Origin of the sequence: Aquidulcibacter sp. (assembly GCF_020253525.1) — a bacterium.
GTDB lineage: Bacteria > Pseudomonadota > Alphaproteobacteria > Caulobacterales > Aquidulcibacteraceae > Aquidulcibacter.
Genome location: NZ_JADCBK010000134.1, coordinates 13,811 through 38,284 on the forward strand (window position 1 = coordinate 13,811; position 24,474 = coordinate 38,284).

24 protein-coding genes are annotated in these 24,474 nt (G+C 58.2%); 10 read left to right on the plus strand and 14 right to left on the minus strand.

Features of this window, described 5'->3' with window-relative positions; genetic code table 11:
• Nucleotides 1-4 precede the first annotated feature (4 nt).
• Complete coding sequence (locus tag IOB61_RS14355) at nt 5-2,311, minus strand: TonB-dependent receptor (protein ID WP_290818121.1); 2,307 nt, start codon at nt 2,309-2,311, stop codon at nt 5-7.
• Nucleotides 2,312-2,576: 265 nt separating this feature from the next.
• Here IOB61_RS14355 and IOB61_RS14360 point away from each other — a divergent pair, with 265 nt between their 5' ends.
• Both IOB61_RS14360 and IOB61_RS14365 read left to right on the plus strand, forming a co-directional pair.
• Nucleotides 2,577-3,485, plus strand: a complete 909-nt coding sequence (locus IOB61_RS14360; RefSeq protein WP_367272860.1) for a hydroxymethylglutaryl-CoA lyase — start codon at nt 2,577-2,579, stop codon at nt 3,483-3,485.
• Between the two features lie 8 nt (nt 3,486-3,493).
• Nucleotides 3,494-4,693 (plus strand): CaiB/BaiF CoA-transferase family protein, encoded by a 1,200-nt coding sequence (locus IOB61_RS14365; RefSeq protein WP_290818124.1) that lies wholly within the window; start codon nt 3,494-3,496, stop codon nt 4,691-4,693.
• Here the strand turns inward: IOB61_RS14365 and ruvB are convergent.
• The 5 genes from ruvB to IOB61_RS14390 form a co-directional block, all read right to left on the minus strand.
• A complete protein-coding gene (gene ruvB / locus IOB61_RS14370) occupies nt 4,690-5,745 on the minus strand; it encodes a Holliday junction branch migration DNA helicase RuvB (protein ID WP_290818127.1) in 1,056 nt (351 codons plus the stop codon). The two genes, IOB61_RS14365 and ruvB, sit on opposite strands and share 4 nt — an antisense overlap.
• Nucleotides 5,742-6,401: a Holliday junction branch migration protein RuvA gene (gene ruvA, locus IOB61_RS14375; RefSeq protein ID WP_290818130.1), complete on the minus strand. Its 660-nt coding sequence runs from the start codon at nt 6,399-6,401 to the stop codon at nt 5,742-5,744. The genes ruvB and ruvA overlap by 4 nt, the downstream gene beginning before the upstream one ends.
• Nucleotides 6,398-6,910, minus strand: coding sequence for a crossover junction endodeoxyribonuclease RuvC (ruvC, locus tag IOB61_RS14380; RefSeq protein WP_290818133.1), 513 nt, complete (start codon nt 6,908-6,910; stop codon nt 6,398-6,400). Before ruvC ends, ruvA begins: the two co-directional genes overlap by 4 nt.
• Before the next feature lie 81 nt (nt 6,911-6,991).
• Nucleotides 6,992-7,837, minus strand: coding sequence for an L-histidine N(alpha)-methyltransferase (locus tag IOB61_RS14385; RefSeq protein ID WP_290818136.1), 846 nt, complete (start codon nt 7,835-7,837; stop codon nt 6,992-6,994).
• A gap of 37 nt (nt 7,838-7,874) precedes the next feature.
• Nucleotides 7,875-8,477, minus strand: coding sequence for a nicotinate-nucleotide adenylyltransferase (locus IOB61_RS14390; RefSeq protein WP_290818140.1), 603 nt, complete (start codon nt 8,475-8,477; stop codon nt 7,875-7,877).
• 279 nt (nt 8,478-8,756) lie between these two features.
• On the opposite strand from IOB61_RS14390, the gene IOB61_RS14395 reads away from it, so the two are divergent.
• Nucleotides 8,757-8,969 (plus strand): cold-shock protein, encoded by a 213-nt coding sequence (locus IOB61_RS14395; protein WP_085340588.1) that lies wholly within the window; start codon nt 8,757-8,759, stop codon nt 8,967-8,969.
• A 248-nt stretch (nt 8,970-9,217) separates the two neighbouring features.
• Here IOB61_RS14395 and IOB61_RS14400 read toward each other — a convergent pair whose 3' ends face one another.
• The 5 genes from IOB61_RS14400 to rsmI form a co-directional block, all read right to left on the minus strand.
• Nucleotides 9,218-10,765, minus strand: coding sequence for a YifB family Mg chelatase-like AAA ATPase (locus IOB61_RS14400; RefSeq protein ID WP_290818143.1), 1,548 nt, complete (start codon nt 10,763-10,765; stop codon nt 9,218-9,220).
• 144 nt (nt 10,766-10,909) lie between these two features.
• Nucleotides 10,910-11,875, minus strand: a complete 966-nt coding sequence (gene gshB, locus IOB61_RS14405) for a glutathione synthase (RefSeq protein WP_290818146.1) — start codon at nt 11,873-11,875, stop codon at nt 10,910-10,912.
• 12 nt (nt 11,876-11,887) lie between these two features.
• A complete protein-coding gene (locus tag IOB61_RS14410; RefSeq protein ID WP_290818149.1) occupies nt 11,888-12,691 on the minus strand; it encodes a transglutaminase-like domain-containing protein in 804 nt (267 codons plus the stop codon).
• Complete coding sequence (locus tag IOB61_RS14415) at nt 12,688-13,119, minus strand: YraN family protein (RefSeq protein WP_290818151.1); 432 nt, start codon at nt 13,117-13,119, stop codon at nt 12,688-12,690. The genes IOB61_RS14410 and IOB61_RS14415 overlap by 4 nt, the downstream gene beginning before the upstream one ends.
• Nucleotides 13,116-14,060, minus strand: a complete 945-nt coding sequence (rsmI, locus tag IOB61_RS14420) for a 16S rRNA (cytidine(1402)-2'-O)-methyltransferase (protein WP_367272861.1) — start codon at nt 14,058-14,060, stop codon at nt 13,116-13,118. Before rsmI ends, IOB61_RS14415 begins: the two co-directional genes overlap by 4 nt.
• Between rsmI and IOB61_RS14425 the strand changes: the two genes are divergently transcribed.
• Complete coding sequence (locus IOB61_RS14425) at nt 14,059-15,345, plus strand: penicillin-binding protein activator (protein WP_290818154.1); 1,287 nt, start codon at nt 14,059-14,061, stop codon at nt 15,343-15,345. The genes rsmI and IOB61_RS14425 overlap by 2 nt on opposite strands.
• A gap of 23 nt (nt 15,346-15,368) precedes the next feature.
• On the plus strand, nt 15,369-15,818 hold the full coding sequence (locus IOB61_RS14430) for a GNAT family N-acetyltransferase (RefSeq protein ID WP_290818157.1): 450 nt from the start codon (nt 15,369-15,371) through the stop codon (nt 15,816-15,818).
• Here the strand turns inward: IOB61_RS14430 and IOB61_RS14435 are convergent, their stop codons facing one another.
• Nucleotides 15,819-16,616 (minus strand): GGDEF domain-containing protein, encoded by a 798-nt coding sequence (locus IOB61_RS14435; RefSeq protein WP_290818160.1) that lies wholly within the window; start codon nt 16,614-16,616, stop codon nt 15,819-15,821.
• 270 nt (nt 16,617-16,886) lie between these two features.
• Here IOB61_RS14435 and purE point away from each other — a divergent pair, with 270 nt between their 5' ends.
• Complete coding sequence (purE, locus tag IOB61_RS14440; protein ID WP_290818163.1) at nt 16,887-17,375, plus strand: 5-(carboxyamino)imidazole ribonucleotide mutase; 489 nt, start codon at nt 16,887-16,889, stop codon at nt 17,373-17,375.
• The gene (locus tag IOB61_RS14445) at nt 17,372-18,460 is read left to right on the plus strand and encodes a 5-(carboxyamino)imidazole ribonucleotide synthase (RefSeq protein WP_290818166.1); all 1,089 of its coding nucleotides are present in this window, start codon (nt 17,372-17,374) and stop codon (nt 18,458-18,460) included. The genes purE and IOB61_RS14445 overlap by 4 nt, the downstream gene beginning before the upstream one ends.
• Here the strand turns inward: IOB61_RS14445 and IOB61_RS14450 are convergent.
• Entirely contained in the window at nt 18,445-19,134 is a 690-nt protein-coding gene (locus IOB61_RS14450) for a COQ9 family protein (RefSeq protein ID WP_290818169.1), read from the minus strand. The two genes, IOB61_RS14445 and IOB61_RS14450, sit on opposite strands and share 16 nt — an antisense overlap.
• 165 nt (nt 19,135-19,299) lie before the next feature.
• Here IOB61_RS14450 and rpsU point away from each other — a divergent pair, with 165 nt between their 5' ends.
• Nucleotides 19,300-19,518, plus strand: a complete 219-nt coding sequence (gene rpsU, locus IOB61_RS14455; protein WP_085340600.1) for a 30S ribosomal protein S21 — start codon at nt 19,300-19,302, stop codon at nt 19,516-19,518.
• Between the two features lie 81 nt (nt 19,519-19,599).
• The gene (locus tag IOB61_RS14460) at nt 19,600-20,043 is read left to right on the plus strand and encodes a YbgC/FadM family acyl-CoA thioesterase (protein WP_290818172.1); all 444 of its coding nucleotides are present in this window, start codon (nt 19,600-19,602) and stop codon (nt 20,041-20,043) included.
• Here IOB61_RS14460 and IOB61_RS14465 read toward each other — a convergent pair.
• A complete protein-coding gene (locus tag IOB61_RS14465; protein ID WP_290818175.1) occupies nt 20,040-21,128 on the minus strand; it encodes a glycosyltransferase family 1 protein in 1,089 nt (362 codons plus the stop codon). The genes IOB61_RS14460 and IOB61_RS14465 overlap by 4 nt on opposite strands.
• 94 nt (nt 21,129-21,222) lie before the next feature.
• On the opposite strand from IOB61_RS14465, the gene putA reads away from it, so the two are divergent.
• Complete coding sequence (gene putA / locus IOB61_RS14470) at nt 21,223-24,321, plus strand: bifunctional proline dehydrogenase/L-glutamate gamma-semialdehyde dehydrogenase PutA (protein ID WP_290818178.1); 3,099 nt, start codon at nt 21,223-21,225, stop codon at nt 24,319-24,321.
• The last annotated feature ends 153 nt before the right edge of the window (nt 24,322-24,474 follow it).

Below are 24,474 nucleotides of genomic sequence, written 5' to 3' on the forward strand. Positions count from 1 at the left end.
AGGATTAGCCCCCGAACTTCGCGCGCAGGGTCAAACCGACATAACGGTCTGCATCGCGTGGGATCAGATAACGCAACGCGCCACCTGGGCCACCCGGCGTGATCAGCGACGCATATTTTTCGTCGGTCAGGTTCTTGATGTTCAAGGTCAAGCGATAGCGGTCTTGCTTGTCGCTGATACCAATCGCCGCGTCGACGATGGTGGTCTCAGGAATGCGCAGCAAGGGGTTTTCGCCAATGTCCGAGAATTGATCGCTGCTGTAAGAAACCTGGCCATTCAAGTGAATGATGCCAGGGATCGAAGCAGGTTCCCACTCATAATTCGCGCCCAGGGAAGCCTTCAGGCGAGGCGACAGGGCCAAGCGCTCACCACGGCGGGCGGACGACAGAACCAAGTTTGCATCGCGGAATTCTTCGATCTGGGCATCGGTGACAGCCAAACCGCCATTGATGGTCAGGCCACCATCGGTGCGGATCAACCAGTCGAGTTCAAGACCCGTGGTCGACACATTACCAGCATTGGTCAAACGCGTAATGACCACACCGTTCAAAGTGTCGAAGTTGTTGGCTTGGAAGTTTTCATAAACGGCGCGGAAGACGGCGAAGTTTACGATGAAGCGATTATCCAAGAAGGCCGTCTTCACGCCACCTTCAGTCGAATCCACGGTTTCTGGCGCAATCGCGTTCAAACCGGTTGGGTTCATGTTGAAGAAGACGTTGTAGGCGGGGCCTTTATAGCCGCGCGACTGGGTCACATAGAAGTTGATGTCGTCGGTGGCTTGGTACTTCAGGCCCAATTTACCCGAAACATTATCTTCCTTGGTGTTGCCTTTGAAGCCGCTGGTGTCATTGCGCAAACCAGGCAGACCACCCACAGGGGCGGGGATGCGGTTGTGGTAATAGCTCAGCTTGTCTTGGGTAACACGAACGCCGCCGACGATGGACAGACGCTCGGTCGCCTTATAGCTGCCGTCAGCGAACAAAGCGACGTTACGCGATTCAGAGCCAAAGTTCGCGCTCGAGAAAGCGGTCACAAAGGTGGAAACACCGGTTGCGGTCGAGCACGGACGCTGGCCCGTGGTGTCGATGGCCAAGGTCGAAGCGGTGCAGACGGTCACGTCACGACGGAAGTCACGCTCGGTTTCGGCATTGGCGAAATAAGCACCAACCACATATTCCAAAGGCTTGCCTGCGGGCGAGGTCAAGCGCAATTCTTGGCTGAAGGTGGTCGAGGTCTGGGGGCCATCGTCATGCAATTGGGCAAAGCCGTTGCCAACATAGGCGGCTGGACGGTCCAACCAATCGCCTTCACGGACTTCCCGGTTGTCCCAGCCGCGGTAAGCGGTGATGGAGGTGATGGTAAAGTCGCCAGCATCCCAATCAGCTTGGGCCGAAATGCCCCAAGATTCTTCTTCGGTACGGGTGACGAGATTGTTGCGCACGGCGCGGGTTTCATCGCCCGCAAAAGTGATGCCGGGCAGAAGCGACAAAAGGGCTGCTGCGTTTGCGCCGGTGGGTGCTGTGCCAATGACTTCGCCGCAGCAATTGTCGTCTGCTTTGCGATAATCGCCGATCAAGCGCACTTTCAGGCTTTCAGAGGCATCGATATCCAAAATGCCGCGAACGCCATAACGCTCATAACCGTTGATTTTGCCGCCGGTGGTCAGATTGGTGATGTTGCCATCATAGGAGCCACCAAACACGGTAACGCGCGAACGCACGCTGTCGCTGAACGGCATGTCGACCGAGGCGCGCAGCTTATATTCATTGCCATCGTTCGCGGTCAGTTGGATGTCGCCGCTATGGACGCGGCCTGGGCTGTTCGAGATGATGTTGACCACACCGGCAGAGGAGTTCTTGCCGAACAAAGTGCCTTGTGGGCCGCGCAACACTTCGATGCGCTGAATGTCAGACAAGTCACCGAAAGCTTCCCCGGCACGTGCCAAAACAACACCGTCCAAAACCACAGCGACGCTGGGCTCTGCTGCGATCGAGAAGTTGATGGTGCCGACGCCGCGCAGGAATAGCGAGGAGTTCAGATTGGTGCCGCCCTTACGGAAGTTCAGGGTCGGGATTTGGGTTTGCACGCTTTCGATGTTGTAGCCACCTGCGCGCGCGATTTGCTCGCCCCCGATGACCGAAACAGCTGCTGCCACTTCTTGCACGTTCTGAACGCGCTTTTGAGCCGTCACGATAATGACTTCAGCGCCTTCATCGGCTTTTGCTTCAGTAGATGCTTGCGCAAAGGCGCTTGTGCCCATGGCAAAGAAAAGTGTGGCCGCCGCAGCAGACCCAAGTAAAAGATGACGCATTTTATCCCCTCAGTGATGACGGATCTCTAAGTATCCTTCGATTGACTTCAAAATCACGTTCTCGTCGTGAAAAGCAAGTAGGGTGAGTGCGCGAAGCCGACGAATTGAACCGCGGGTGCTATTCTCGCAACACTTTGACCTTATACCCTTTCTCTTAGGCCATGTGGGCAGATTGCCCAAGTAGCGCAGCTAACCATAGACCTAAGCAATGCTTAGGCTTAGTTTGGTCGGCCTAAGCCAGATGATGCGCCATGGGGTCCTGTTGATGAATAGCGTTGAAATTGTTGAGGTTGGTGCGCGAGACGGGTTGCAGAACGAGCCGGACATTCTGCCGACGGAGCAAAAGGTGGCTTTGATCCAGGCTGCCATTGCGGCAGGCGTGCGCCGGATTGAGACCGCAAGCTTTGTTAATCCGCGCCGTGTCCCCCAGATGGCCGACGCAGAGGCGGTGATGGCGGCTTTGCCCGACACCGATCAGGTGACTTATATCGGCCTTGTGCTGAATGAACGCGGGGCAGAACGTGCGCTTCTAACGCGCGTGCATGAATTGGGTGCCGTTGCTGTGGCGAGCGACAGCTTTGCCATGCGTAACCAAGGCCAAACCAGTGCGGAAAGCATTCAAGTGGCCAATGCAATTGTCACCATGGCCAAGGCGGCGGGCCGGTCTGGGCAAGTGACGATCTCTGCGGCCTTCGGCTGCCCGTTTGAAGGCGAAGTAGACCCCGACCATGTGGTGGCCATGGCTGAGGCCTTGGCCAAAGCTGGTCCACGCGAGATTGGTCTTGCCGATACGATTGGCGTTGCCGTGCCCCGTCAGGTGAAGGCCTTGGTCAGCCGCGTTCAGGCCGTGGTCGGCGATATTCCCATTCGCGCGCATTTTCATAATACCCGCAATACGGGCCTCGCCAATGCGTGGGCGGCCTTTGAGGCAGGGGCAAAAACTCTCGATTCCAGTTTGGGCGGGCTGGGCGGTTGCCCGTTTGCGCCTAAAGCCACCGGCAATATCCCGACCGAGGACTTACTCTATTTGCTGCATCGGTCTGGCGTCGCCACCGGCATTGACCTCGATGCCATGATTGAAGCGGGGCAGTGGTTGACGGGCGTGATGGGCAGGCCTTTGCCGTCCATGGTCACCAAGGCTGGCAATTTCCCACCCCAAACCGCTGTCGCGTGAGGAATCCGATGTCGGAAGCAACTGGCCCCCTTAAAGGTTTGCGGGTGATCGAATTGGGTGTTCTGCTTGCCGGGCCCTTTTGCGGACAAATTTTGGGCGATCTCGGCGCCGAAGTGATCAAGGTCGAGCCCCCCGGCCAAGGCGACCCTCTGCGCGAATGGGGCACGGTCAAAAAGGATGGCCATGGGGTTTGGTTCCCCATTGTTGCCCGCAACAAGAAGTGCATCACGCTGGATTTGCGGCAGGAAGCCGGTCAGGCCGTCTTGAAGGATCTGGTCAAGGAGGCGGACTTTCTCCTTGAGAATTTCCGCCCCGGAACTTTGGAAAAATGGGGTCTGGGCTATGACGTTTTATCCGCCCTCAATCCCGGCCTCATCATGATCCGCGTGTCCGGCTATGGCCAGACAGGGCCCAATAGTCCCAAGGCAGGCTATGCCAGTGTTGGCGAGGCGATGGGTGGCTTGCGCTATGTGATGGGCGAACCTGACCGGATGCCGTCGCGGGCCGGCATTTCGATTGGCGACAGTCTGGCCGCCACCTATGCCGCCATTGGGGCTTTGGCGGCCCTTGAGCATAGACGCAATACAGGCCGCGGCCAGATCGTCGATTCGGCGATTTATGAGGCCTGCTTTGCCATGATGGAAAGCCTTGTGCCAGACTATCATTTTGGCGGCTATATCCGGGAACGGACAGGCTCTTTCCTGCCCAAAATCGCGCCGTCGAACATCTATCCAGCCAGCGACGGCATGCTGATCCTTGCCGCCAATCAAGATACGGTGTGGCGGCGCTTGGCCGAAGCCATGGGCCAGCCCGAACTGGCCGATGATCCGCGCTTTTTGACCCATGTCGCCCGTGGCGAAAACCAAGCAGAACTCGACGCCTTGGTCAGCGCTTGGACCCTGAACATGACCTGCACGGAATTAGAGGCGGTCTGCGAGGCCTATGGCGTGCCCTGTGGCCGCATCTATCGTGCGCCCGACATGTTGGCCGACCCCCATTTCGCTGCGCGTGAAGCGATTGTGACGGTGGAACATCCGGCCCTCGGGCCATTCCCCATGCCGAATGTCTTCCCCAAGCTGTCCAGCACACCAGGCAATGTGCGTTGGACGGGGCCAGAGCTTGGCAGCCATACCCGCGAAGTCCTTGCTGATCTCTTGGGCTATGATGGGGATAAGATCGCAGCGCTTAAGGGCGCAGGCGTGATCTAACGCGCTGAATCGTCAAACAAGCCAGGTTGCGGTGGCGCTTTTGGTTCCGGCAGGCCGAAGAGCTGATAGGCCCGCGCGGCAGCAACCCGGCCACGCGGCGTGCGCATGATAAAGCCCTGCTGCATCAGATAGGGTTCAATCACATCTTCCACCCCGTCGCGGGCTTCAGAAATGGCCGCCGCCAAGGTCTCCACGCCTACGGGACCCCCGCCATAGGTCTCAACCAAGGCCCGCAAATAGCGGCGGTCGAGCATGTCGAGGCCGTCTGGATCAATGTCGAGGCGGGCAAGGCCATGGGCTGCGGTCTGGGCGTCCAAGGGGCTGCCCAAAGCATCGGCAAAGTCGCGGACGCGCCGCAACAAGCGCACCGCAATGCGGGGCGTACCACGCGCACGGCGCGCAATCTCGGTCGCCCCATCCGGCGTCAGTGGTGCACCCAATTTGCCAGCCGCGCGCCGCAAGATCACCTCCAGATCGGCCACGCTATAAAAATCGAGGCGGGAGACGATGCCAAATCGGTCGCGCAGCGGCGTGGATAACAGGCCCGCCCGCGTTGTCGCGCCCACCAAAGTAAACGGCGACAGATCAATGCGGATCGACCGGGCGGAGGGGCCTTCGCCAATGACGAGGTCGAGGGCGTAATCTTCCATGGCCGGGTAGAGAATTTCTTCAACCGCAGCCGGCAGACGGTGGATTTCGTCGATGAACAGCACATCGCGCGGCTCAAGATTGGTCAAAAGGGCTGCCAGATCGCCCGCCTTGGCGATCACGGGCCCCGATGTCGTCTTGAGGTTTACGCCCAATTCGCGGGCGGTAATCTGAGCTAAAGTTGTCTTGCCCAAGCCCGGCGGGCCAAACAACAACAAATGATCCATGGCATCGCCGCGCCCTTTGGCGGCGCGGACAAAGATTTCAAGATTGGCTTTAAGTTCTGTCTGGCCGACAAATTCGTCAAAGCCAGAAGGGCGCAGCGCACGGTCTAACGTGTCGCCCACGCGCAATTCCGACGAGATCAGGCGTTCCCCGCTCAGGCCATCTTCGGGCTGGTTCATCGGCCAATCTCCTTCAAGGCTGCCTTCACCAGCGCCCCCACACTGGCCTCCTCACCAAGGCTGCGGCTGGCTTGGGCCACGGCGCGCAAGGCCTCGGGTTGGGCAATGCCGAGGTTGAGAAGGGCTGAAATGGCTTGTGAGCGGTCGGCCAAGGCAGGGCCTTCTTGAGCCTGTGTGGTCTGGGCTTGGGGTTCGGCTGAAACCGGCGCACCGCCTTCACTAAAGCCAGAGGTTCCCGTTTGCCCCATCAGACTGGCTGGCGGTGGGCGGCCTTTCAGCTCGGTAGCGATGCGGGCGGCAAGCTTTGGGCCGACGCCATTGGCGCGCGCAATGCTGACCTTATCTTCAAGGGCTGCGGCCTCCATCAATTGATTGGGCGAAAGAACGTCCAAAATCGACAGCGCCACTTTGGCCCCAACGCCGCTAATCTCTTGTAATTTGGCAAACCAAGCCCGCTCGGCGTCAGACAAAAAGCCATAAAGCTTCAATGAGTCTTCGCGCACTTGCGTCTCGATGAAGACATGAACCGCAGCCCCTTGGCCGAGGCGTGACAAGGTGCGTGTTCCGGCAAAAACCAAATAGCCGACACCCCCGACTTCGATCAAAGCGCGATCCTCGCCGGTTGCGGCGACTATGCCTTTCAGCGAGCCTATCATCCTTTGGCAGCCATTAAGTGGTTGCTGGGGCTGCGCCGCTCTGCCGCATGGCAGATGGCGGCGGCCAATGCATCGGCGGCATCGGCAGAAACCGCACCCGATTGCGGCAAGAGACGGCGAACCATAAAGGCCACTTGGTCCTTTTCGGCCCCGCCCGTTCCGACAAGCGCTTTTTTGATATGGCGGGTTGCATATTCCGTTACGGCCACATGATGTTGCGCCAGAACCGACAGGGTCGCGCCACGGGCGTGGCCGAGCAATAAGGCCGATTGCGCATTCTTCGCCATGAACACCTCTTCAACCGCTGCTTCGGTCGGGTTGTAGAAATCAAGCACGTCTTTGATGCCGCTGGCAAGCGCGCCCAAACGCTCTGTCAAAGGCAGCTTTGTAGCCGGTGCGATCACACCATGGGCGACCCATGAAATGCGGGCACCTTCGCACGCAATGACGCCCCAGCCGGTGCGCTGAAGGCCGGGATCAATGCCAAGAAGGATCGTTTGAAGTGACATGTTTTTCGTTCCGTAAAGCGAATCGCAGCCTTCGTGCACCACGGCACCTTAACAGAACATAACCAGAACGACAAAGGGATGCTATTTTTTCTTCAACAGCATCACCTCAATCCGCCCGTCGCTGGCGCGCCACGTCTGATGGATGTCAAAACCTGCAACTTCTTGGGCGAGTGTTTCGGTGGTAAATTGTTGCGCGGCACCCATGGCCAGCCAGTCGCCAAGCTTAAAGCCACAGCCTGCATCCTGCCACTGGATACTGGCATCTTTCTGGGCCACAGCCCCAAACTGAACCCGTTGACTGGTCGCCTGATGGAAGACGCGGGCTTCAAAGCCGTGGCTTTTGCCCAATCGGGTTAAGCAGGTGCGCACCAAGGATTGGCCAAATTCCTGATAGGCGGCTTCGACCATTGCGGCATCTTGGGCCAGTTCGATTGTGACCAGCAGGAAGTCATCGCTCTTCAGCGTAAGTGAAGCGCCGTGAAACAGCTCCTTTCGCTCCCCCGCCGTCAAAAAGCCCAATCCGCCGCCAGAGATCATGGCGAGTGTCGTGCCTGACCCAATCGCCGGTAAGTCCCAATTTGCCGGCGTGGCACTTGCCGGTGCCACGCTAATTTCTGCGGTCGTGGCTTTGGCTTGCAGGGTATCGAAGATCCGTGGGTCGATCTCGCGATTCATCAAGACAATCGCCTTTGGCCGTTCCAATGTCGCCAAAGTCTGGGCGGTCCGCAAACCCGTAAATGGGCCGCAGTCGATCAGCCGGGCAGCAGGCCCAACCAAGGTAGCGATGTGCGGCAGGATACGATCAAGGACTTCGCGCTCTGCCCGCTCGACATGGGAAGCAGGGTTATCCAGCCCGAGTGCAATCGCGAAACTTCGTTCGCCAGCCAGCAGACCCTGTTGGTGGTGCCGGACCAAATCTTCAAACATGGACTCACAAACCTCAGGGAATAATCTTCAAACTAACTCACGCGGCGGACAGACCAGCACCACTTGCCCGAAGCGCTGTGGAGGATAGGGGATTCCAACGGGCGGGTATATAGACCCAAGCCGGTGGTACAGCACTTGGACAGGCCATGGCATTGACCAAGTTCAGGCGTGCGTGGGGAAAACGTTGCGCCAACCGCCCCAGTCGCGCACGCGGTCCAGCCCCTGGGCGCGACACGACACAGATCGGCACCAAGCGTGCAATATCCTGCCAGCCGCGCCAGCGCTCAAACCCGCTTAGATTATCGGCCCCCATCAGCCAGACGAAATGCACGCCGGGATAACGTCGTTTTAGGGCCCGAAGCGTGTCGATGGTGAATTGGGTTTTAAGGCGGGTCTCAATATCGGTGACAATATTGTGGGGCCCTCGCGCCACACTTCGCGCAGAGGCGAGCCTGCGTTCCAAGGGTGTGGATTTCGGCTTTAGCGGGTTTTGCGGCGAGACCAGCCACCAGACACACGTCAGTCCCAGCCGGGCACGGGCTGTCTCGGCCACATGGGCATGGCCAGAATGGGCAGGATCAAAAGAACCACCGAGGAGCCCGACCTTCATCCCTCGCGGCGCCTGTAGCGCGTATCGCATGGGCCACGATTACGGGAGAGTCCGGCATAGGGGAAGGGGTTATGCTCAGATTGAGGATAGTTTGCTGCTTTAGCTGGGGCGGAGGCGCGAAACAGCTTCAGGCCGAAACTGCTTGCTTATTGGGTAAGAAGGGCGCATAGAGCACGGGTCTAATGACGGTTCTATGCTTGTCTGTTCGCTGAGATCATCGGCGCTGCTCTCAAAAATACCTCCTGAAATGTCGACGCCAACATGCCTGCACGTGCAGGCATCTAATTCTCTATGAACGGAACTACGCTAATGACTACCGGAACAGTAAAATGGTTTAATGGCCAAAAAGGCTTTGGCTTTATCGCTCCTGATGACGGCGGCCCTGATGCCTTCGTCCACATCAGTGCAGTGGAACGCTCGGGCATGAGCGACCTGCGCGACGGCCAAAAGGTCAGCTATGACCTCGTGGCAGATCGCAAGAGCGGCAAAATGTCTGCCGAAAACCTGCAAGATCGCGCCTAAGATCTTGGCTTCTTTTAGAAGCCAGATGCTTTAGCCTACTTGGATGCGGCCGGTGCCTTGGCATTGGCCGCAGCCTCAGATCTCGTCCCTCTACACCATCCTTAAAGTGAGCACTCAATGGCTAAGGGACAGAAAAAAAGTAATAAGGAAATCCGCAAACCAAAGGCGGAAAAATCCAAGACCGAAGCGCCGACACCTCTGTTCTCTAAGGGTGCGACCACGGCCGATAAAGTCCCGATGGGCAAACGCTAAAGCCTTTGGAAACTGGGTGTTGAGACCGGCTGCGCCGGATTAGGCTCCACCCGACGATAGGCCAAAGCTTCTGCGACATGAATCCGCTTAACCCCGTCTGCACCGTCGAGGTCTGCAATCGTGCGGGCGACTTTTAAGGTGCGATGATAGGCGCGTGCCGATAGACGCAGCGCATCTGCGGCTTTTCCCAACAAATCCCGACCCGGCCCATCTGGGGCCGCGACCCGGTCGAGTACGGCGCCGCTGGCAATGGCATTGGTGGCGATTGCCAGCCCATCATTCTCATAACGTTCTGCTTGGGCCGCTCTGGCACGCGCCACACGGGCAGCAGCCTCTTGTGTGCCCTCGGAACTGGCGGGCAGGGCCAAGTCTGCGGCGGTCACGGCAGGGATGTCGATTTGCAGATCAATCCGGTCAAGGAAGGGCCCTGATATGCGTGATTGATAGCTTACCATACAGCGCGGGGCCTTCCCGCAGGTCCGCCCGGCTGCAGCGCCACACCGGCATGGGTTCATGGCTGCAACCAATTGAAAACGCGCAGGATAGGTGACGTGCCGATTGGCGCGTGCAACCACCACTTCACCGGTTTCCAAAGGCTGGCGCAGGGCATCGAGGGCTTGGGCCGAAAACTCCGGCAATTCGTCGAGAAACAAAACGCCATGATGGGCGAGTGAGACTTCGCCCGGCTTGGCCCGAATGCCACCGCCGGTTAAAGCTGCCATGCTGGCGGAATGGTGGGGTGCCCGGAAGGGCCGTGTCCGCGTGAGGGAGCCGCGCTCGAGCATGCCTGCCACCGAATGGACCATGGACACTTCTAACAGTTCCCGCGCGCTTAAGGGCGGCAAAAGGCCCGGTAGGCGCTGGGCCAGCATGGATTTGCCAGCCCCCGGCGGGCCAACCAGCAATAAATTATGCCCCCCGGCGGCGGTAATCTCTAAAGCCCGCTTGGCCTGTTCTTGCCCGCGCACATCTTTCAAATCCGCCACGGGAGGTGCGTCGAGGAGGGCACCGGGCACGGCCAATTCTAAGGGCCGCGCGCCGCGAATGTGGTTGATAAAGCCCATCAGGCTCGACACCCCAATCACCCGCCCACCTGACCACGCCGCTTCGGCAGCCGAGGCGGCTGGGCAAACCAAGGTCAAACCTTCCCCATGAGACGCCATGGCCGCTGGCAGAGCGCCGACTATAGGCTGCCAATCTCCGTCCAGCCCCAACTCACCCAAGACGGCGAGGCCATCTAACGCGTCTGACGGCAGAATACCCATGGCCGTTAAAAGCGCAACCGCGATGGGCGCGTCATAATGGGACCCTTCCTTGGGAAGGTCCGCTGGGGCCAAGTTTACCAGCACGCGCTTGGCTGGAACTGAGAGGCCGATGGCGGCAAAAGCCGAGCGCACACGTTCCCGACTTTCCGCAACAGCCTTGTCTGCTAGACCGACAATGGAGAAATAGGGGTTGGCCCCCGCATCCGTTATTTGGACTTGTACATCTACTCTGCGCGCTTCGGCCCCATCAAAGGCCCATGTAACCAATCGAGCAACCATTGTTTCGCTTCCGAACTATCCACATTCCAACCCGAAATCAGAACATATACCGAACGTAAAACGAACAAAAGAAAATTTTCGATGCTAGATTGTGATCCTCAACCTTGATAGGCTGTGCACAATTTGATTACCATAGAGTAAGTTCTAATTCAATTTGCGGCTGATCGCGTCCCACATCAGGGAAACAGCATTGACGCCCGAGAAAGCTTTGAGGGCTAAAGCACCGGTTGGAGAGGTCACATTGATCTCCGTCAATCGCCCGGCGATCACGTCGATCCCAACGAATAAAAGCCCCCGTTCTCTCAGCGTTGGGCCAATCGCGCGGCAAATGGCGAGATCAGCTTCGCTCAACTCAACGGGATGGGCCGTGCCACCCACGGCCAGGTTCGAGCGGATATCATTGCCCTTGGGCACCCGATTAATGCCCCCAACCGGCTCGCCATCGATCAAGATGATGCGCTTATCACCGTCAAATACCCCCGGCACAAAGGCTTGCACCATGATCGGGTCGCGGCTTGTGGTGAAAAACAAGTCGAGTAGGGCACCGAGATTACCATCTTCAGGCTTGATCCGAAACACCGCGGCACCGGCATTGCCGAACAAGGGCTTGACCACAATGTCCTTATGCTCGGCCTGAAAAGCCTTGATGGTCGCTACATCGCGCGAGACCAAGGTCGGCGGCATTAAGTCTGGAAACAGAAGCGGCACGATTTTTTCTGGGCTCGACCGCACCCAAAACGGGTCATTGACCACCAACGTCTTGCCCTTCAAGAATTCCAGCAGATGCGCGGCGGTGATATAGCTCATATCAAAGGGCGGATCCTGCCGCATCAGGACCACATCCACATCCTCGGCCAGATCCAGAATGACTTCCGCGCCAAGGCTGACATGATCGCCCTTCACGCGTTGAACCCTAGCGGGCTTGGCGCGGGCGGTAACCTTGCCCTCCTGCCAGCTCAAAGTTTCGACCTGATAGACAAAAATCTCATAACCGCGGTTTTGCGCTTCTTCAGCCATGGCAAAGGTCGTATCGCCGTCGATATTGACGTGCTCAATCGGGTCCATCTGGATGGCAATACGCAAGGGCTTTGAGGCAGGTGAATCAGACACAGGATGTACTCGCTAATTGAGCTTTTGGCGCAGAGTTTGGGTTCTGTCGCGATCAGCTTGGGTGTAGCCTTGAAGTTGGCTTGCCCGCTGCGCCCATTCAAGGGCTATATGAATTTGACCGGCGGCTTCTGCAGCTTGGGAATAGTCGAGCGCAACTTGATAATTGTCCGGCGCCAGTAAAGCGCGGCGAAAGGCTGCCCGCATCCACGCCTCAATCTGGCCAGAGGCCCGCGCCCGCGCCGCTAAATTGGTCTGCAGGCGCACCGCCATCACCCGATCCGAGACGGGGGCGAGCATCGCCTCGCTTAAGGCCTTGATCCCAACCCGATTGGCGATTTCAGAAAGACCCAGCTCATCCACAATCGCACCACCTGCCAGCGGGTCGATGAAGATGGGCCCATCGGTCGCTTCGAGACGCAACAGGAAATGCCCCGGCGTATCAACCCCGTGGAGGGCAGCGTTGGAGAGGCGCGCGACATGGCGCCAGATCACGCCTAAACCAACGGGCAGGCCTGCGCGTGCGTTTAAAATACTGATTAAATCGGCATTGCCCGGATCATCAAAGTCTTTGGTTGAACCCGCAAACCCCATTTCGCCAAAGATGAGTTGGGTGAGTGCCAGCGCCGATTGCGGCTTTCGATGTTGGGCCAAGGCGGTCAATTGGTCGAGAACCTTCAATGCCTCTGACACATCACGGTCGGGGTTTTCATGAATGGCGCAAGCCAGTGCACAGGCAGTCAAGTCAAAGCGATCTGCCGGCATGCTGGCGCACACTTTCAAGGCACTTTCGGCATCGAGGCGGGTTCTGGGGATCATTTGCGCCTTGCCCGAAAGGAAATCACATTGCCGGAATGGCTATGCCTGCTCAACATCGGGTCCACCTCTGGCCGCCACGCATCGCGCACATGTTTGGGCCAGCGCCAGCGGGTGACGACCATCAGATCATAGCGCCACGTAAAATGCTGGGTCCAGTCGCGTCGTGCGGTCCAGCCTGTGGCAGCGCGCACAATGCGCGCCATTTGCCGAGGTCGCAGCACCTCCGCTGGATCAATGTCATCTTGGCGCATTTTAACTTCGATAAAGGCCAAAACATCGCCGCGCCGGGCGATCAGATCAATCTCGCCCGCAGGCGTCTGCACGCGCCGACCCAAAATCGCATACCCTTTCAGCTGCAGCACAAAGGCAGCCCAAGTCTCGGCCCAGCGGCCAGATCGTTCGGCAAGGGCGCGCTGGGTTAGGTTCATGACGCAGCCTGCTTGCGCGCCGCAACCAGGGCGAGGGCGCGGCCATAGACATCGCGGCGGGCGATCCCGGTCTGAAGGGCTACGGCTGCGGCTGCATCCTTGACGCTCAGGCGGGCTAAAGCCTCTTCCAATGCCGCATCCAGATCAAGTGCTTCGGTTACTTGGCTTTCTTGGCTTTTCCCGCCGACCACGACCACAATCTCGCCCCGCGGTGCATCGGTCTGGCCATAATGTGCTGCCAAGTCCGACAAGGTGCCGCGGCGGGTTTCTTCATAGAGCTTGGTCAATTCACGCGCGACACAGGCAGGGCGGTCGCCAAATATCTTCGCCATGGTCGCAAGGCTTTCAGCCAAGCGCGGCCCAGTCTCGTAAAAAATCAGGGTGGCGGGGATAGCGGCAAACTCATGGAAGAAATCCGCCCGCGCGCCAGCTTTCGCCGGTGCGAACCCCGCAAAGAAAAACTGGGCGGAAGGCAAGCCTGAGACAATCAAGGCCGCCAAAGCCGCAGACGCCCCGGGCACGGCCAGAACCTTATGCCCCGCCTCAATGACGCCCCGCGCCAAACGTTCGCCCGGATCGCTGACGCCCGGGGTACCCGCGTCCGAGCAAAAGGCAACCGAACCACCTTGATCCAGAATCTTCAGTGCGTGTTTCAGGCCTGTTTCGGTCGCGGACTCATCACAGCGCACAACTTTGCCGCCTATCCCATGCAAACCCATCAAGCGCTTGGTAACACGCGTATCTTCTGCCAGGATCAGATCACAATCGCTGAGTGTTTTGGCACCGCGCGGGGTGAAATCGCCCAAATTACCAATGGGTGTTGCGACAAGGTAAAGCCCCGATTCTAACAGCATTTTTATAGGCGTTTCCAGTTGATGCGATTGCACCAGACTGCCCTCACGCTTAGACTTAGGCCTGTTATTGGGAGTAGCGTTGGCCATGTCATCCATTTCTTCGGCAGAAGGTTCATACTTTCCGACTGGGATACCAAGCCTTAAACGCGCGCTAGGCGCAAGTCTCTGCGCAGCTATGTTGTTCGGGCTCGCGTCATGCGCATCGACGCCAACGACCAAAGCACCGCCAACCCCGCCACCTCCGCCGGTGGTGCAAGAGCCCGTCAACCCCTATGTGATCAAGGCCACCAACAAGCTGACACCGCCCCATATGGCTGGGCGCAAGCTTGTCCGCGTGGCGCTACTGGCCCCGTTTAGCAGCGATAATCCAGCCATTCGCAATGAGGCGCAGACCCTGCAAAGTGCGGCTGAACTGGCGTTATTTGAGCATGGTGATGCCTCTATGCTCCTCATTCCAAAGGATTCTGGCGATACACCAGAGTCAGCGCGCGATGCTGCAGTCGATGCCATGCGGTCCGGGGCCGACTTTATTCTGGGCCCGTTGTTTGCCAGCGGTGTGTCAGCCATTGCGCCCTATGCGCGGGCCAATGATGTGCCGATGTTTTCCTTCTCCACCGATACGTCTGAAGCCGGTCGCGATATCTATGTTCTGACCTTCCTGCCAGAGGATGAGGCCCGTCAAATTGTCCGCTATGCGGCCGAACAGGGCGTCAAACGACTGGTGGTTTTGGCCCCAGAGGGGCGTTATGGCGACCGGGTAGCTGGCGCCGCACGCGAAACCGCTGCCGCAGCCGGAATCGAATTTATGGGCGATGAACGCTATGATCCGCGGTCAACGTCCATGACGTCGGCCCTAGAAGTGTCGCGCCGTGTGGCCGGTCGGGTTGGCGGCGGTGCGGCAAGCCGCGAGACCGCCATTCTCATTCCGGAGCGCGGTGCGATGCTGCGTGCCATTGTGCAAACCCTCGGCCAATCTGGGGCAAGTTCCCGTCAAGTCCGTTATCTGGGCACTGGCCTGTGGAATGATCCCGATACGTTGAATGATAGCCGCATGATTGGGGCTTGGTTTGTCACCCCCGATGTGGCGGCCCGCAGCGCGTTTGAGCAACGTTTCAACCAAGCCTATCAACGCCGCCCAACCCGTCTGGCTGGTATGGGCTATGATGCAACGGCCATGTTGGCGCGCATGACCCGCGAAGGCAATAAATCGGGGGCCTCTGCCCGCGCGATTGAGGCCCAAGACGGCTTTATCGGTGTAGATGGCCTGTTTCGCTTTAGAAACCACGTGGTTGAGCGCGGCATGGCTGTGAACGAGGTCGTTGCGCGCGGCAGCAAAGTGGTGCAGGTTGCCCCTAAGGCATTTCCAAAGTAAGCTCTTGGTTTCAAAGGTGAAACATGGGTGATATTCGCGTACGGCCTCTTGAGGCTAATGATCGCGCCGTGTGGGAAGAATTGTGGCACGGCTATTTGACCTTCTACAAAGTCAGTAATTTTTCGCCGGAAGTAACCGAGGCAACGTGGCAGCGTTTATTGGACCCCAATGGTCCGCTACATGGCCTGGTAGCTGTGGATGGTGAAGAAGTTTTGGGCTTGGTCCAATATCTCTACCATCCCTCTTCTTGGACGATTGGGCCCTATTGTTATCTGCAGGACTTGTTCACTTTCCCCGCCGCGCGCCGGCGCGGGGTGGGCGAGGCCCTGATCGAAGCGGTTGCCGATGCCGCCCGGGCGCAAAATGCCGCCCGAGTCTATTGGCTGACGCATGAGAGCAATGCCCCCGGTCGTAGCCTGTATGACCGCGTGGCACGCCATGCGGGCTTTATCCATTACATCAAGGATTTGTAGTCAGAGACTTTGGATTTTGCGGCCAACCTTATTGGCATACATCGCCTCGTCAGCCCGTGATAAGGCCCGCTCGCCCGTATCATCTGACTCAAAACAATATGAGCCATAGGCCGCGCCAACGCGAAGTCGGTGGCCTTGATAGGTGATCTCGGTGCGCGAGATGGCTTCAGCCAATTGTGCCCCTTTCTTGCGCGCATCTTCTGGGCCCGCTTTTGCCAAGATAACGGCAAACTCATCCCCGCCGACGCGGCCAACCAAGTCACTCTCGCGGATGTTTGCGGCCAAGGTTTCCCCGACAGCCAGAAGGATTGCATCCCCCGCTGGATGGCCAAAGCGGTCGTTGATCTGTTTAAAGCCATCAAGGTCAAAATAGACGAGGCTGGCTTGCACCTCATAGCGATGGGCAAAACTGATCACGCGGTTTAACTCGCGCTCAAACGCACGGCGATTAAAGACCGGCACCAAAGTGTCGCGGTCGGCCAATTCCTCTGCGCGCCGTAATCGATCCACCAAGCGCGCCCGATCAGACTTAAGGCTTGCCACCTGATCCGATAGATGTTTCAGCGCGCGGCGGACATGGGGGGTTAGTTCTTGTGGTGGAATACCCAGAACCATGGGCTTTTCTGCCGTCGGACCCTCTGCGGGTGCTGAAGTGGGCGGGGCGGCTTTAGGCTCAGGGATGGCGTTACGTTTGGCAGCGGCGGCGGCTTGGGTTGCACGCTCCAGCACCGATTTAGGCTGCAAGGACGGCAAGGTCGCTTTTGGCTTTTCATCAGACTGATGCTGTGCAAACGACACCGCCAAACGCTCCTGTCTTGGCCGCCTCACACGGCCCGATTTCCCGCTTTATATAGCATGCCACGGCCCGCGCGGTAAGGGCGCAAATTCCATAACTTATGCCTCTAGGCTGTGCGCGCGATTGGTTAACAAGATGTTTACAGGCACCGATTTCCAATCACCTCTTCCCTTTCCGGCCCATTCCGACTAGAAGCCCCGCTTCCTTGGGTGGTGACGCAGGCGCAGGCTGAAGCTGAGTGCTTTCGTCCCAATTGTCGGAAAGCACAGTCGATGGCCTCTAACCCGCAAATTGGATTGATTATGGGCTCCCGCTCGGATTGGGAAACCATGATTGAGGCGGCCAAGATTCTCGACGATTTGGCCGTGCCCTATGAAGCCAAAGTCGTCTCTGCCCACCGCACCCCCGATAAAATGAGCCTTTATGCCAAAGAGGCCAAAGGCCGTGGTCTGAAGGTGATTATTGCCGGTGCTGGCGGGGCTGCGCATTTGCCCGGCATGGTGGCTGCAATGACGACTTTGCCGGTTCTTGGCGTGCCTGTCCGCTCAGCGGCTTTGTCCGGGCAAGACAGTTTGTTGTCGATTGTGCAAATGCCCAAGGGCATCCCAGTCGGAACCTTAGCGATTGGCCCGGCCGGGGCGGCAAACGCCGCTTTGCTGGCTGCCTCCATTCTCGCCTTGACCGATGATGCCTTGGCCGAACGGCTTTCGGCGTGGCGCGAGGCGCAGACCGACGCCGTTGGGGACGATCCGCGCGCATGACCTCTGCCTCTGATCGCCTGGCCCCCGGTTCGACCATCGGCATTTTAGGGGGTGGACAATTGGGCCGCATGCTGGCAGTGGCCGCAGCCGAGCTGGGCTTTGATTGCGTGGTTTATGAGCCAGAGGCCGATTGCCCTGCCGGGCGCGTTGCTGCCAAATGCTTTACGGCTGCTTGGGACGATCAAGAAGCGCTGGCCGCCTTTGCCGATTGCGTCGATGTGGTGACGTTCGAATTTGAAAATGTGCCTGCCGCCTCGCTAGCTTTTTTGGAAGCACGCGCCATCATCCGTCCGGGGCTGAAGTCCTTGCAATTGACGCAAGACCGCTTGGTGGAAAAGCAATTCATCCACAGCGTGGGTCTTGAGACGGCCCCTTTTGCCGCCTGTGACAGCCTTGACGATCTTGAGCGCGCGGTTGCGACCATCGGCCTACCGGCCATCTTAAAGACCCGCACCCTGGGCTATGACGGCAAGGGGCAATTTCGCTTGAGCCAGACAGCCGATGTGGCCGAAGCTTGGGCCGCTTTGGGTGGGAGGCCTGCGATTTTAGAGGGCTTTGTGCCCTTTGAGCGCGAGGTCTCGGTCATTCTGGCCCGCGCAGTCGATGGCAGTGTTGCCGCCTATGATGTGACCGAAAATGTCCACCAAGGCGGGATTTTGCGCACCTCCACCGTGCCGGCACACATTTCAGACGGGCTCGCCACCAAGGCAATCGCGGCGGCTGCCCAGCTTGCCGCAGCTTTAGACCATATTGGCGTCTTGGCGGTGGAGTTCTTTGTTGTGGGTGGGGACCACTTGGTGGTTAATGAAATTGCACCCCGCGTCCATAATTCTGGCCATTGGACGCAAGATGGCTGTGCGGCCGATCAGTTCCAGCAGCATATTCGCGCCGTCGTGCACTGGCCTTTGGCCTCGACACAGCGCCATGCGCCACGGGTGGTGATGACCAATTTGATTGGCAAGGATGTAGAAGCTTGGGCTGATCTATCTGGTCAGCCCGATACATTTGTCCATCTCTACGGCAAACGCTCTATCCGCGAAGGCCGCAAAATGGGCCATGCGGTTAAGCTTTATGGCTTGGGCTGAGGCCCATAGCGCAGGCGGGTTAGAATGCCCAAAGGATCAGGTATTTTATCGACCAGCTGATTGACTTGGGCTTTCACCTTCTCAAACTGCATCACACCCTTAATCTGCTTGTCCAAAAAGGCCCAAGTCGCGGCGCTGTCGTCGCTCTCATCCTGCAGCCAATAGGCCAAGGTCGCCAGATGTACGCCCGATAGGATGGTGCGCTTGGAATAATAGTTGAAGTCGGTTGACGGGTCGCCCATTGCCACCCAAGCCCGGTCTGCCGCGCGCCAGCCGATCCGGACTGCATCGGGAGCATTATTGGGTACCGCCAGATAGATGGCGGCGCGGCGCAAGCTTTCCTTATGGGTCGACAGCGCTTCCAGCCGTACGCGCACCGCCAAGGTCGCCTTTTCGCGAATTTTTGTGCCCGGGGGACAATCTTCGATGGCGCGTTCCATCGCGCGCTCTGCCCGGTCAAACCAGGCATCAATCAAATCCACGGCCCCGCGCGGTGCGGCAAGCAAAGCCTCTCCCTCGCTCAAATTCGCCGCAACACGGGCACGCTCCAGCGCATTGGGCAGCCAGCCCGAAAAGCTCGTCTCATCTAAGGCAGCATCAAGATAGCGATCCCGCAGCACTTGGATCGGGTCGTGGTGGGAAATCGGGTTAGAGAGGTCAGCGGAAACAGTCATAGGGGCTAAGATAGGTCATGCACGGCCTATGGTCCATCGCTGTTTTCGCAACTGACATGATTCGACATCATGAGGTGGACAATTGGGACTGATTTCTGTATGTCCCCCGCTCTACTTTCACTTGGCCAGTTTTCTGGTCGTTCGTCCAATTTATAGGGGGCTCCCCTGGTTCAGATCCTTGTGCGCGATAACAACGTCGATCAGGCGTTGAAAGCACTGAAAAAGAAGATGCAGCGTGAAGGCACCTTCCGCGAAATGAAGCGTCGTAATCATTTTGAAAAACCTTCTGAGAAGCGTGCTCGTGAAGACGCCGAAGCCGTGCGCCGTATGCGCAAGCTGCAGCGCAAGCGTGCGCAGCGCGAAGGCCTGGTTCTGAAGCGCTAAGCCGTTTGGCTTGACTAAATTCATAAGCCGCCGCTGGGGTCTCCTAGCGGCGGCTTTTGTGCTTGTTAGGGAGATACACGCGTGCACGATCAACCAAGCGCTGGCCGCTTTGAGGGCCGCACCCATTTCCTGCCTGTGCGGATCTATTACGAAGATACCGACATGTCGGGCATCGTCTATCATGCCAATTATCTGCGCTATTTTGAGCGCGGGCGGTCAGACTTTTTGCGGCTAGCTGGCATTCATCACACCCAATTACTTGAACGCGACCCGCCCTTGGCCTTTGCCATCACAGGCATGGACATTAAGTTCAAAAAGGCCGCCCGTATTGACGATAGTCTCGTGGTGCAAACCCAGTATGATGCCATCAAGGGCGTGCGCCTGATCATCAATCAGACGATTTTTCGCGGTGAGGAAGTCATTGCGACGGCAGCGGTTGAGGCCGTGACGATTGATCTACAGGGCCGACCCAAACGCCCATTCAAGGAACTTGAAGCCCAATTGGCACCCTACCTTCTGGCTTAAGTCGGTTTGCGTTTGCGGCGCAGGCGCAACGCATTTTTCACCCGGTTCCAAACCTTATAGCGCTCCATGACTGGCAGCGGGTCAAGGTTTTCAAGGAATTGCTCGGCACAGGCCCGCCATGAGAAGCCTTCGGCATAGGCGCGGACCTGGTTGCGGTCGAGGTGCAAGCACGCCTCAATGCTGGCGGTTAAATCATCGCCAATCGCACCCGCATTAGAGCCCGGGATAATGTCTTTCGGGCCCGGCGCAATAAAGGCTGCCACAGGGGTGCCGGTTGCCATGGCTTCTAAGATCACCAGCCCGAACGTATCGGTATAGCTTGGGAAAACAAAGACATCAGCATTGGCATAGCAGGCGGCAAGCTCTTCGCCGAACTTCGCGCCCAAGAATTTGGCTTCCGGGAAACGGGCCTCAAGGTCTGCCCGCGCTGGGCCGTCGCCCACCACCACTTTGGTGCCGTTGAGATTACAGGCCAAAAAGGCCTCGACATTCTTCTCAACCGAAACCCGCCCAACATACAGGAAAATCGGCCCTTCAATCCCCGCTAAGGGCCCACGATCAGCTGTCCGCAGGCGGGGGTGAAATTGCTCGGTATCTACGCCGCGTGTCCACATCGCCAGATTTTTAAAGCCGCGAGAGACCAAAAGATCGTGCATGGTGGGCGTGGCCACCATCACCCGGCCTGCCATATGGTGGAACCAGCGCACATAGGCATAGCCCCAGCTCACCGGGATTGGGAAACGCGCCGAGACATATTCGGGATATTGGGTGTGGTAAGAAGTGGAGAACGGAAATCGGTGCTGGATGCAAATGCGGCGCGCCGTAAGGCCCAAAGTGCCTTCGGTCGCAATATGGACCGCTTCGGGCTCAAACGCTTCAAACCGCTCTTCAATATCGTCCTTGGCAAACAGGGCCATTTTGATTTCAGGATAGGTCGGCAATGGAATGGTCTTATAGCCATCGCTGGGCGTAACCATCATCACATCATGGCCCATCTCGCGTAATTCCTGCACGGTCCGCGAAAGCGTCCGTACCACTCCATTGACTTGTGGTTCCCACGCGTCTGTTACCAGCATGATGCGCATATAGAGGCCCTTGTTTTTTCCGTGGTGTCCTTACAGTGTGCCGCCACAAAAGGCCAATAAGGCCTGCATCACCTGTGCTTGAAGAAAGACCGTCATGCTGACCCAAACAGACTTAGAGGCTATGGATGCGACCAAATATGGCGATGAAGTTGCCATGGTGCAGGGCCTGATCGACACGAGCCCCTTGCGCGGTGCGGTTCGATCGCAGGCTTTGATGGACGCCCAGGCCATCGTGCGCAAAGCACGCGAACGGGCCAAGCCCGTTGGCATGTTGGAGACCTTCTTAGAAGAATTCGGCTTAACGACGCCGGAGGGCCTCGCCCTCATGTGTCTGGCTGAAGCGCTCTTGCGGGTGCCCGATCAAGAAACCGCTGACCGCTTGATCGCTGAAAAAATCACCAGTGGCGATTGGGGTGGGCGGGCTGGCAAGTCAGACAGCACCTTGGTCAATGCCTCGGTCTGGGGCCTCATGCTGACGGGAAAAGTCGTCGATGTAGGGGCAGAAGCGCGCAAGGATTTAGGTGCCTTTATGCACCGCCTAACCCGGAAAGCGGGCGAACCCGTTATCCGCGCTGCCGTCGGCCAAGCCATGCGGATCATGGGTGAGCAATTCGTCTTGGGCCGCACGATTGAGGCGGCGATCAAGCGCGGCCAAGGCGCCATTCGCAAGCAACAAGCCAGCCACTTCTCGTTTGATATGCTGGGCGAAGGCGCGCGCACGCAAGAAGATGCGGCCCGCTATGCTAAGGCCTATGCCGAAGCGATTGAGGCGGTGGGCAAAACTTCCAACGGGATGGGGCCTGTGAAAGCGTCGGGCATTTCGGTCAAGCTCAGCGCCCTCTCGCCCCGCTATGAAGCCCGTCAGCGCCAACAGGTGCATGAGACCCTCTATCCTGTGGTCCTCAATCTCGCTTTGATCGCCAAAACTTATGATATTGGCTTCTGTCTGGATGCTGAAGAAGCTGATCGTCTCGTCCTATCGCTTGAAATCCTCAACCGCCTTGCCCACGCGCCAGAGCTTGCGGGCTGGAACGGGCTTGGCCTTGCCATACAGGCCTATCAGAAACGCGCACCCAAGACGGTCGAGACGGTTATCGCAATTGCCCGGTCGTCGAGGCGGCAGATCATGGCGCGCTTGGTCAAGGGGGCCTATTGGGATGCCGAGATTAAGCGCGCGCAAGTGGCGGGTCGGCCAGACTTTCCGGTCTTTACGACCAAGCCCGCAACCGATGTATCTTACTTGGCTTGCGCAGACCTGATGCTGCGGGCACCAGACGCCATCTATAGTCAGTTTGCCACCCACAATGCCCATACACTCGCCGCTGTCCGCTGTTTGGCGCAGGCGGCAGGCCAAGATTCTTATGAGTTTCAACGTCTGCATGGCATGGGCGAGACGCTTTATGCCACGGCGCGCGACCTCTTTGGCGAGATGAATGTGCGCGTCTATGCCCCCGTCGGTGCCCATGAAGACCTGCTTCCCTATCTGGTTCGCCGCTTGCTGGAAAATGGGGCCAATACCAGTTTCGTTCATGCCTTCTTGGATGAGGATGTGCCCGTAGAGCGCGTGGCAGGCGACCCATTGACGGCCTTAGAAGCGGGTGCACGGCGGCATTTGAAAGTGCCTGCCCCGCCTGCGCTTTATGGCGACGCCCGCGCCAATTCCAAAGGCCTTGATCTAACCTTGGCACCCGATGTCACAGCTCTTGAGCAAGCCATCCAAGCCCAATCCCAAGCCCAAACCAAGAAAAGCGAAGGCCAGGGTACACGCGCCATTACCTCGCCCCAAAACCACAAAGTCATGGTCGGCCATGTCGAAGAGACAAGTCTTGAAGCCCTCGATGCCGCCTGTGAAAAGGCGCATCTGGCCCAAATTGCTTGGGACCGGTTAGGCGGCTATGCCAGAAGCCTGATCCTCTTGCGTGCCGCCGATCTGATGGAGGCCGACCGCGCCCGCCTGATGGCACTGTGCTCAGCAGAAGCTGGCAAGACCTTGCAGGATTGTATCGATGAAGTGCGTGAAGCCATCGATTTTTTGCGCTATTATGCTGCCCAAGCCGCGCAAGAGTTTCAAACTCCGGTGGAGCTGCCCAGTCCAGCGGGTGAAACCAATGTGCTGTCGCTGCATGGGCGGGGCGTATTTGGCTGTATCAGCCCATGGAACTTCCCCTTGGCGATTTTCATGGGCCAGGTTTCTGCCGCCCTCGCCGCAGGCAATGCGGTGGTGGCCAAGCCTGCTGAGCAGACCCCATTGATCGCCCAAGCCGCCTGCGCGCTTCTCTATCAAGCTGGGGTGCCGAAAGATGTATTGCATTTGGTCCTAGGCGATGGCCGCCTTGGGGCGCATCTGGTCAGCAATCCAAGGATCGCTGGCATTGCCTTTACCGGCTCTACCAGCGTCGCGCGTCTGATCGCCCGCACCTTGGCGCATAAGGAAGGCCCAATTGTGCCCTTGATCGCAGAAACGGGCGGCCTGAATGCCATGTTTGTCGACACCACCGCCTTGAAAGAACAAGTGGTGGATGATGTTATCCTCTCGGCCTTTGGTTCGGCCGGGCAACGGTGTTCGGCGTTGCGGCTTTTATTCTTACCGCATGAAACCGCCGATGCGGTGCTCGATTGCCTGATGGGGGCGATGGATGAGTTGGTTCTGGGCGATCCTGCCCTGTTGTCCACCGATATTGGCCCTGTGATTGATGCCGATGCGCGGGCCATTTTGGAAGCCCACGAAGCCCGCATGGCGCAAGAGGCTAAGATTTTGAAGAAAATCCATGTTGGCGCGCTGGCAGATCAGGGCCACTTCTATGGGCCATGTCTGGTGGAGATCGATCATTTGGATGTTCTGGAAACCGAAGTGTTCGGCCCCATCCTGCACGTGATCCGCTATCATCCCGAAGCGATTGAAACTGTGGGTGCCGCCCTCGCGCACAAGGGCTATGGCCTGACATTGGGCTGTCACACCCGTCTCGATAGCTTTGTTGAGGCCGTGGAAGCAGCCGTTCCTGCTGGAAACTATTATGTCAACCGCTCCATGACCGGCGCGGTGGTGGGCGTTCAACCCTTTGGCGGCGAGGGCCTCTCCGGCACCGGCCCCAAGGCTGGCGGCCCCCATTACCTCCACCGCTTCGCTACCGAACGTACCAAAACCATCAACCGCGCCGCCCAAGGCGGCGACCCCCGCTTGTTTAATCTGTAGGGGAGGGTGGCATTGTTTTGGATTTCTTTTCGTCTCGACGCGCTTTGGTGATCCCTTTGGTCCACCAAACCGCGTGCTCAAGCGTGATCGGGCGATTTGTCGCGTCAAGTCCAGATTTCCTCCGGAAATCTGCCGCGGAGCGGCGCGAAGCGG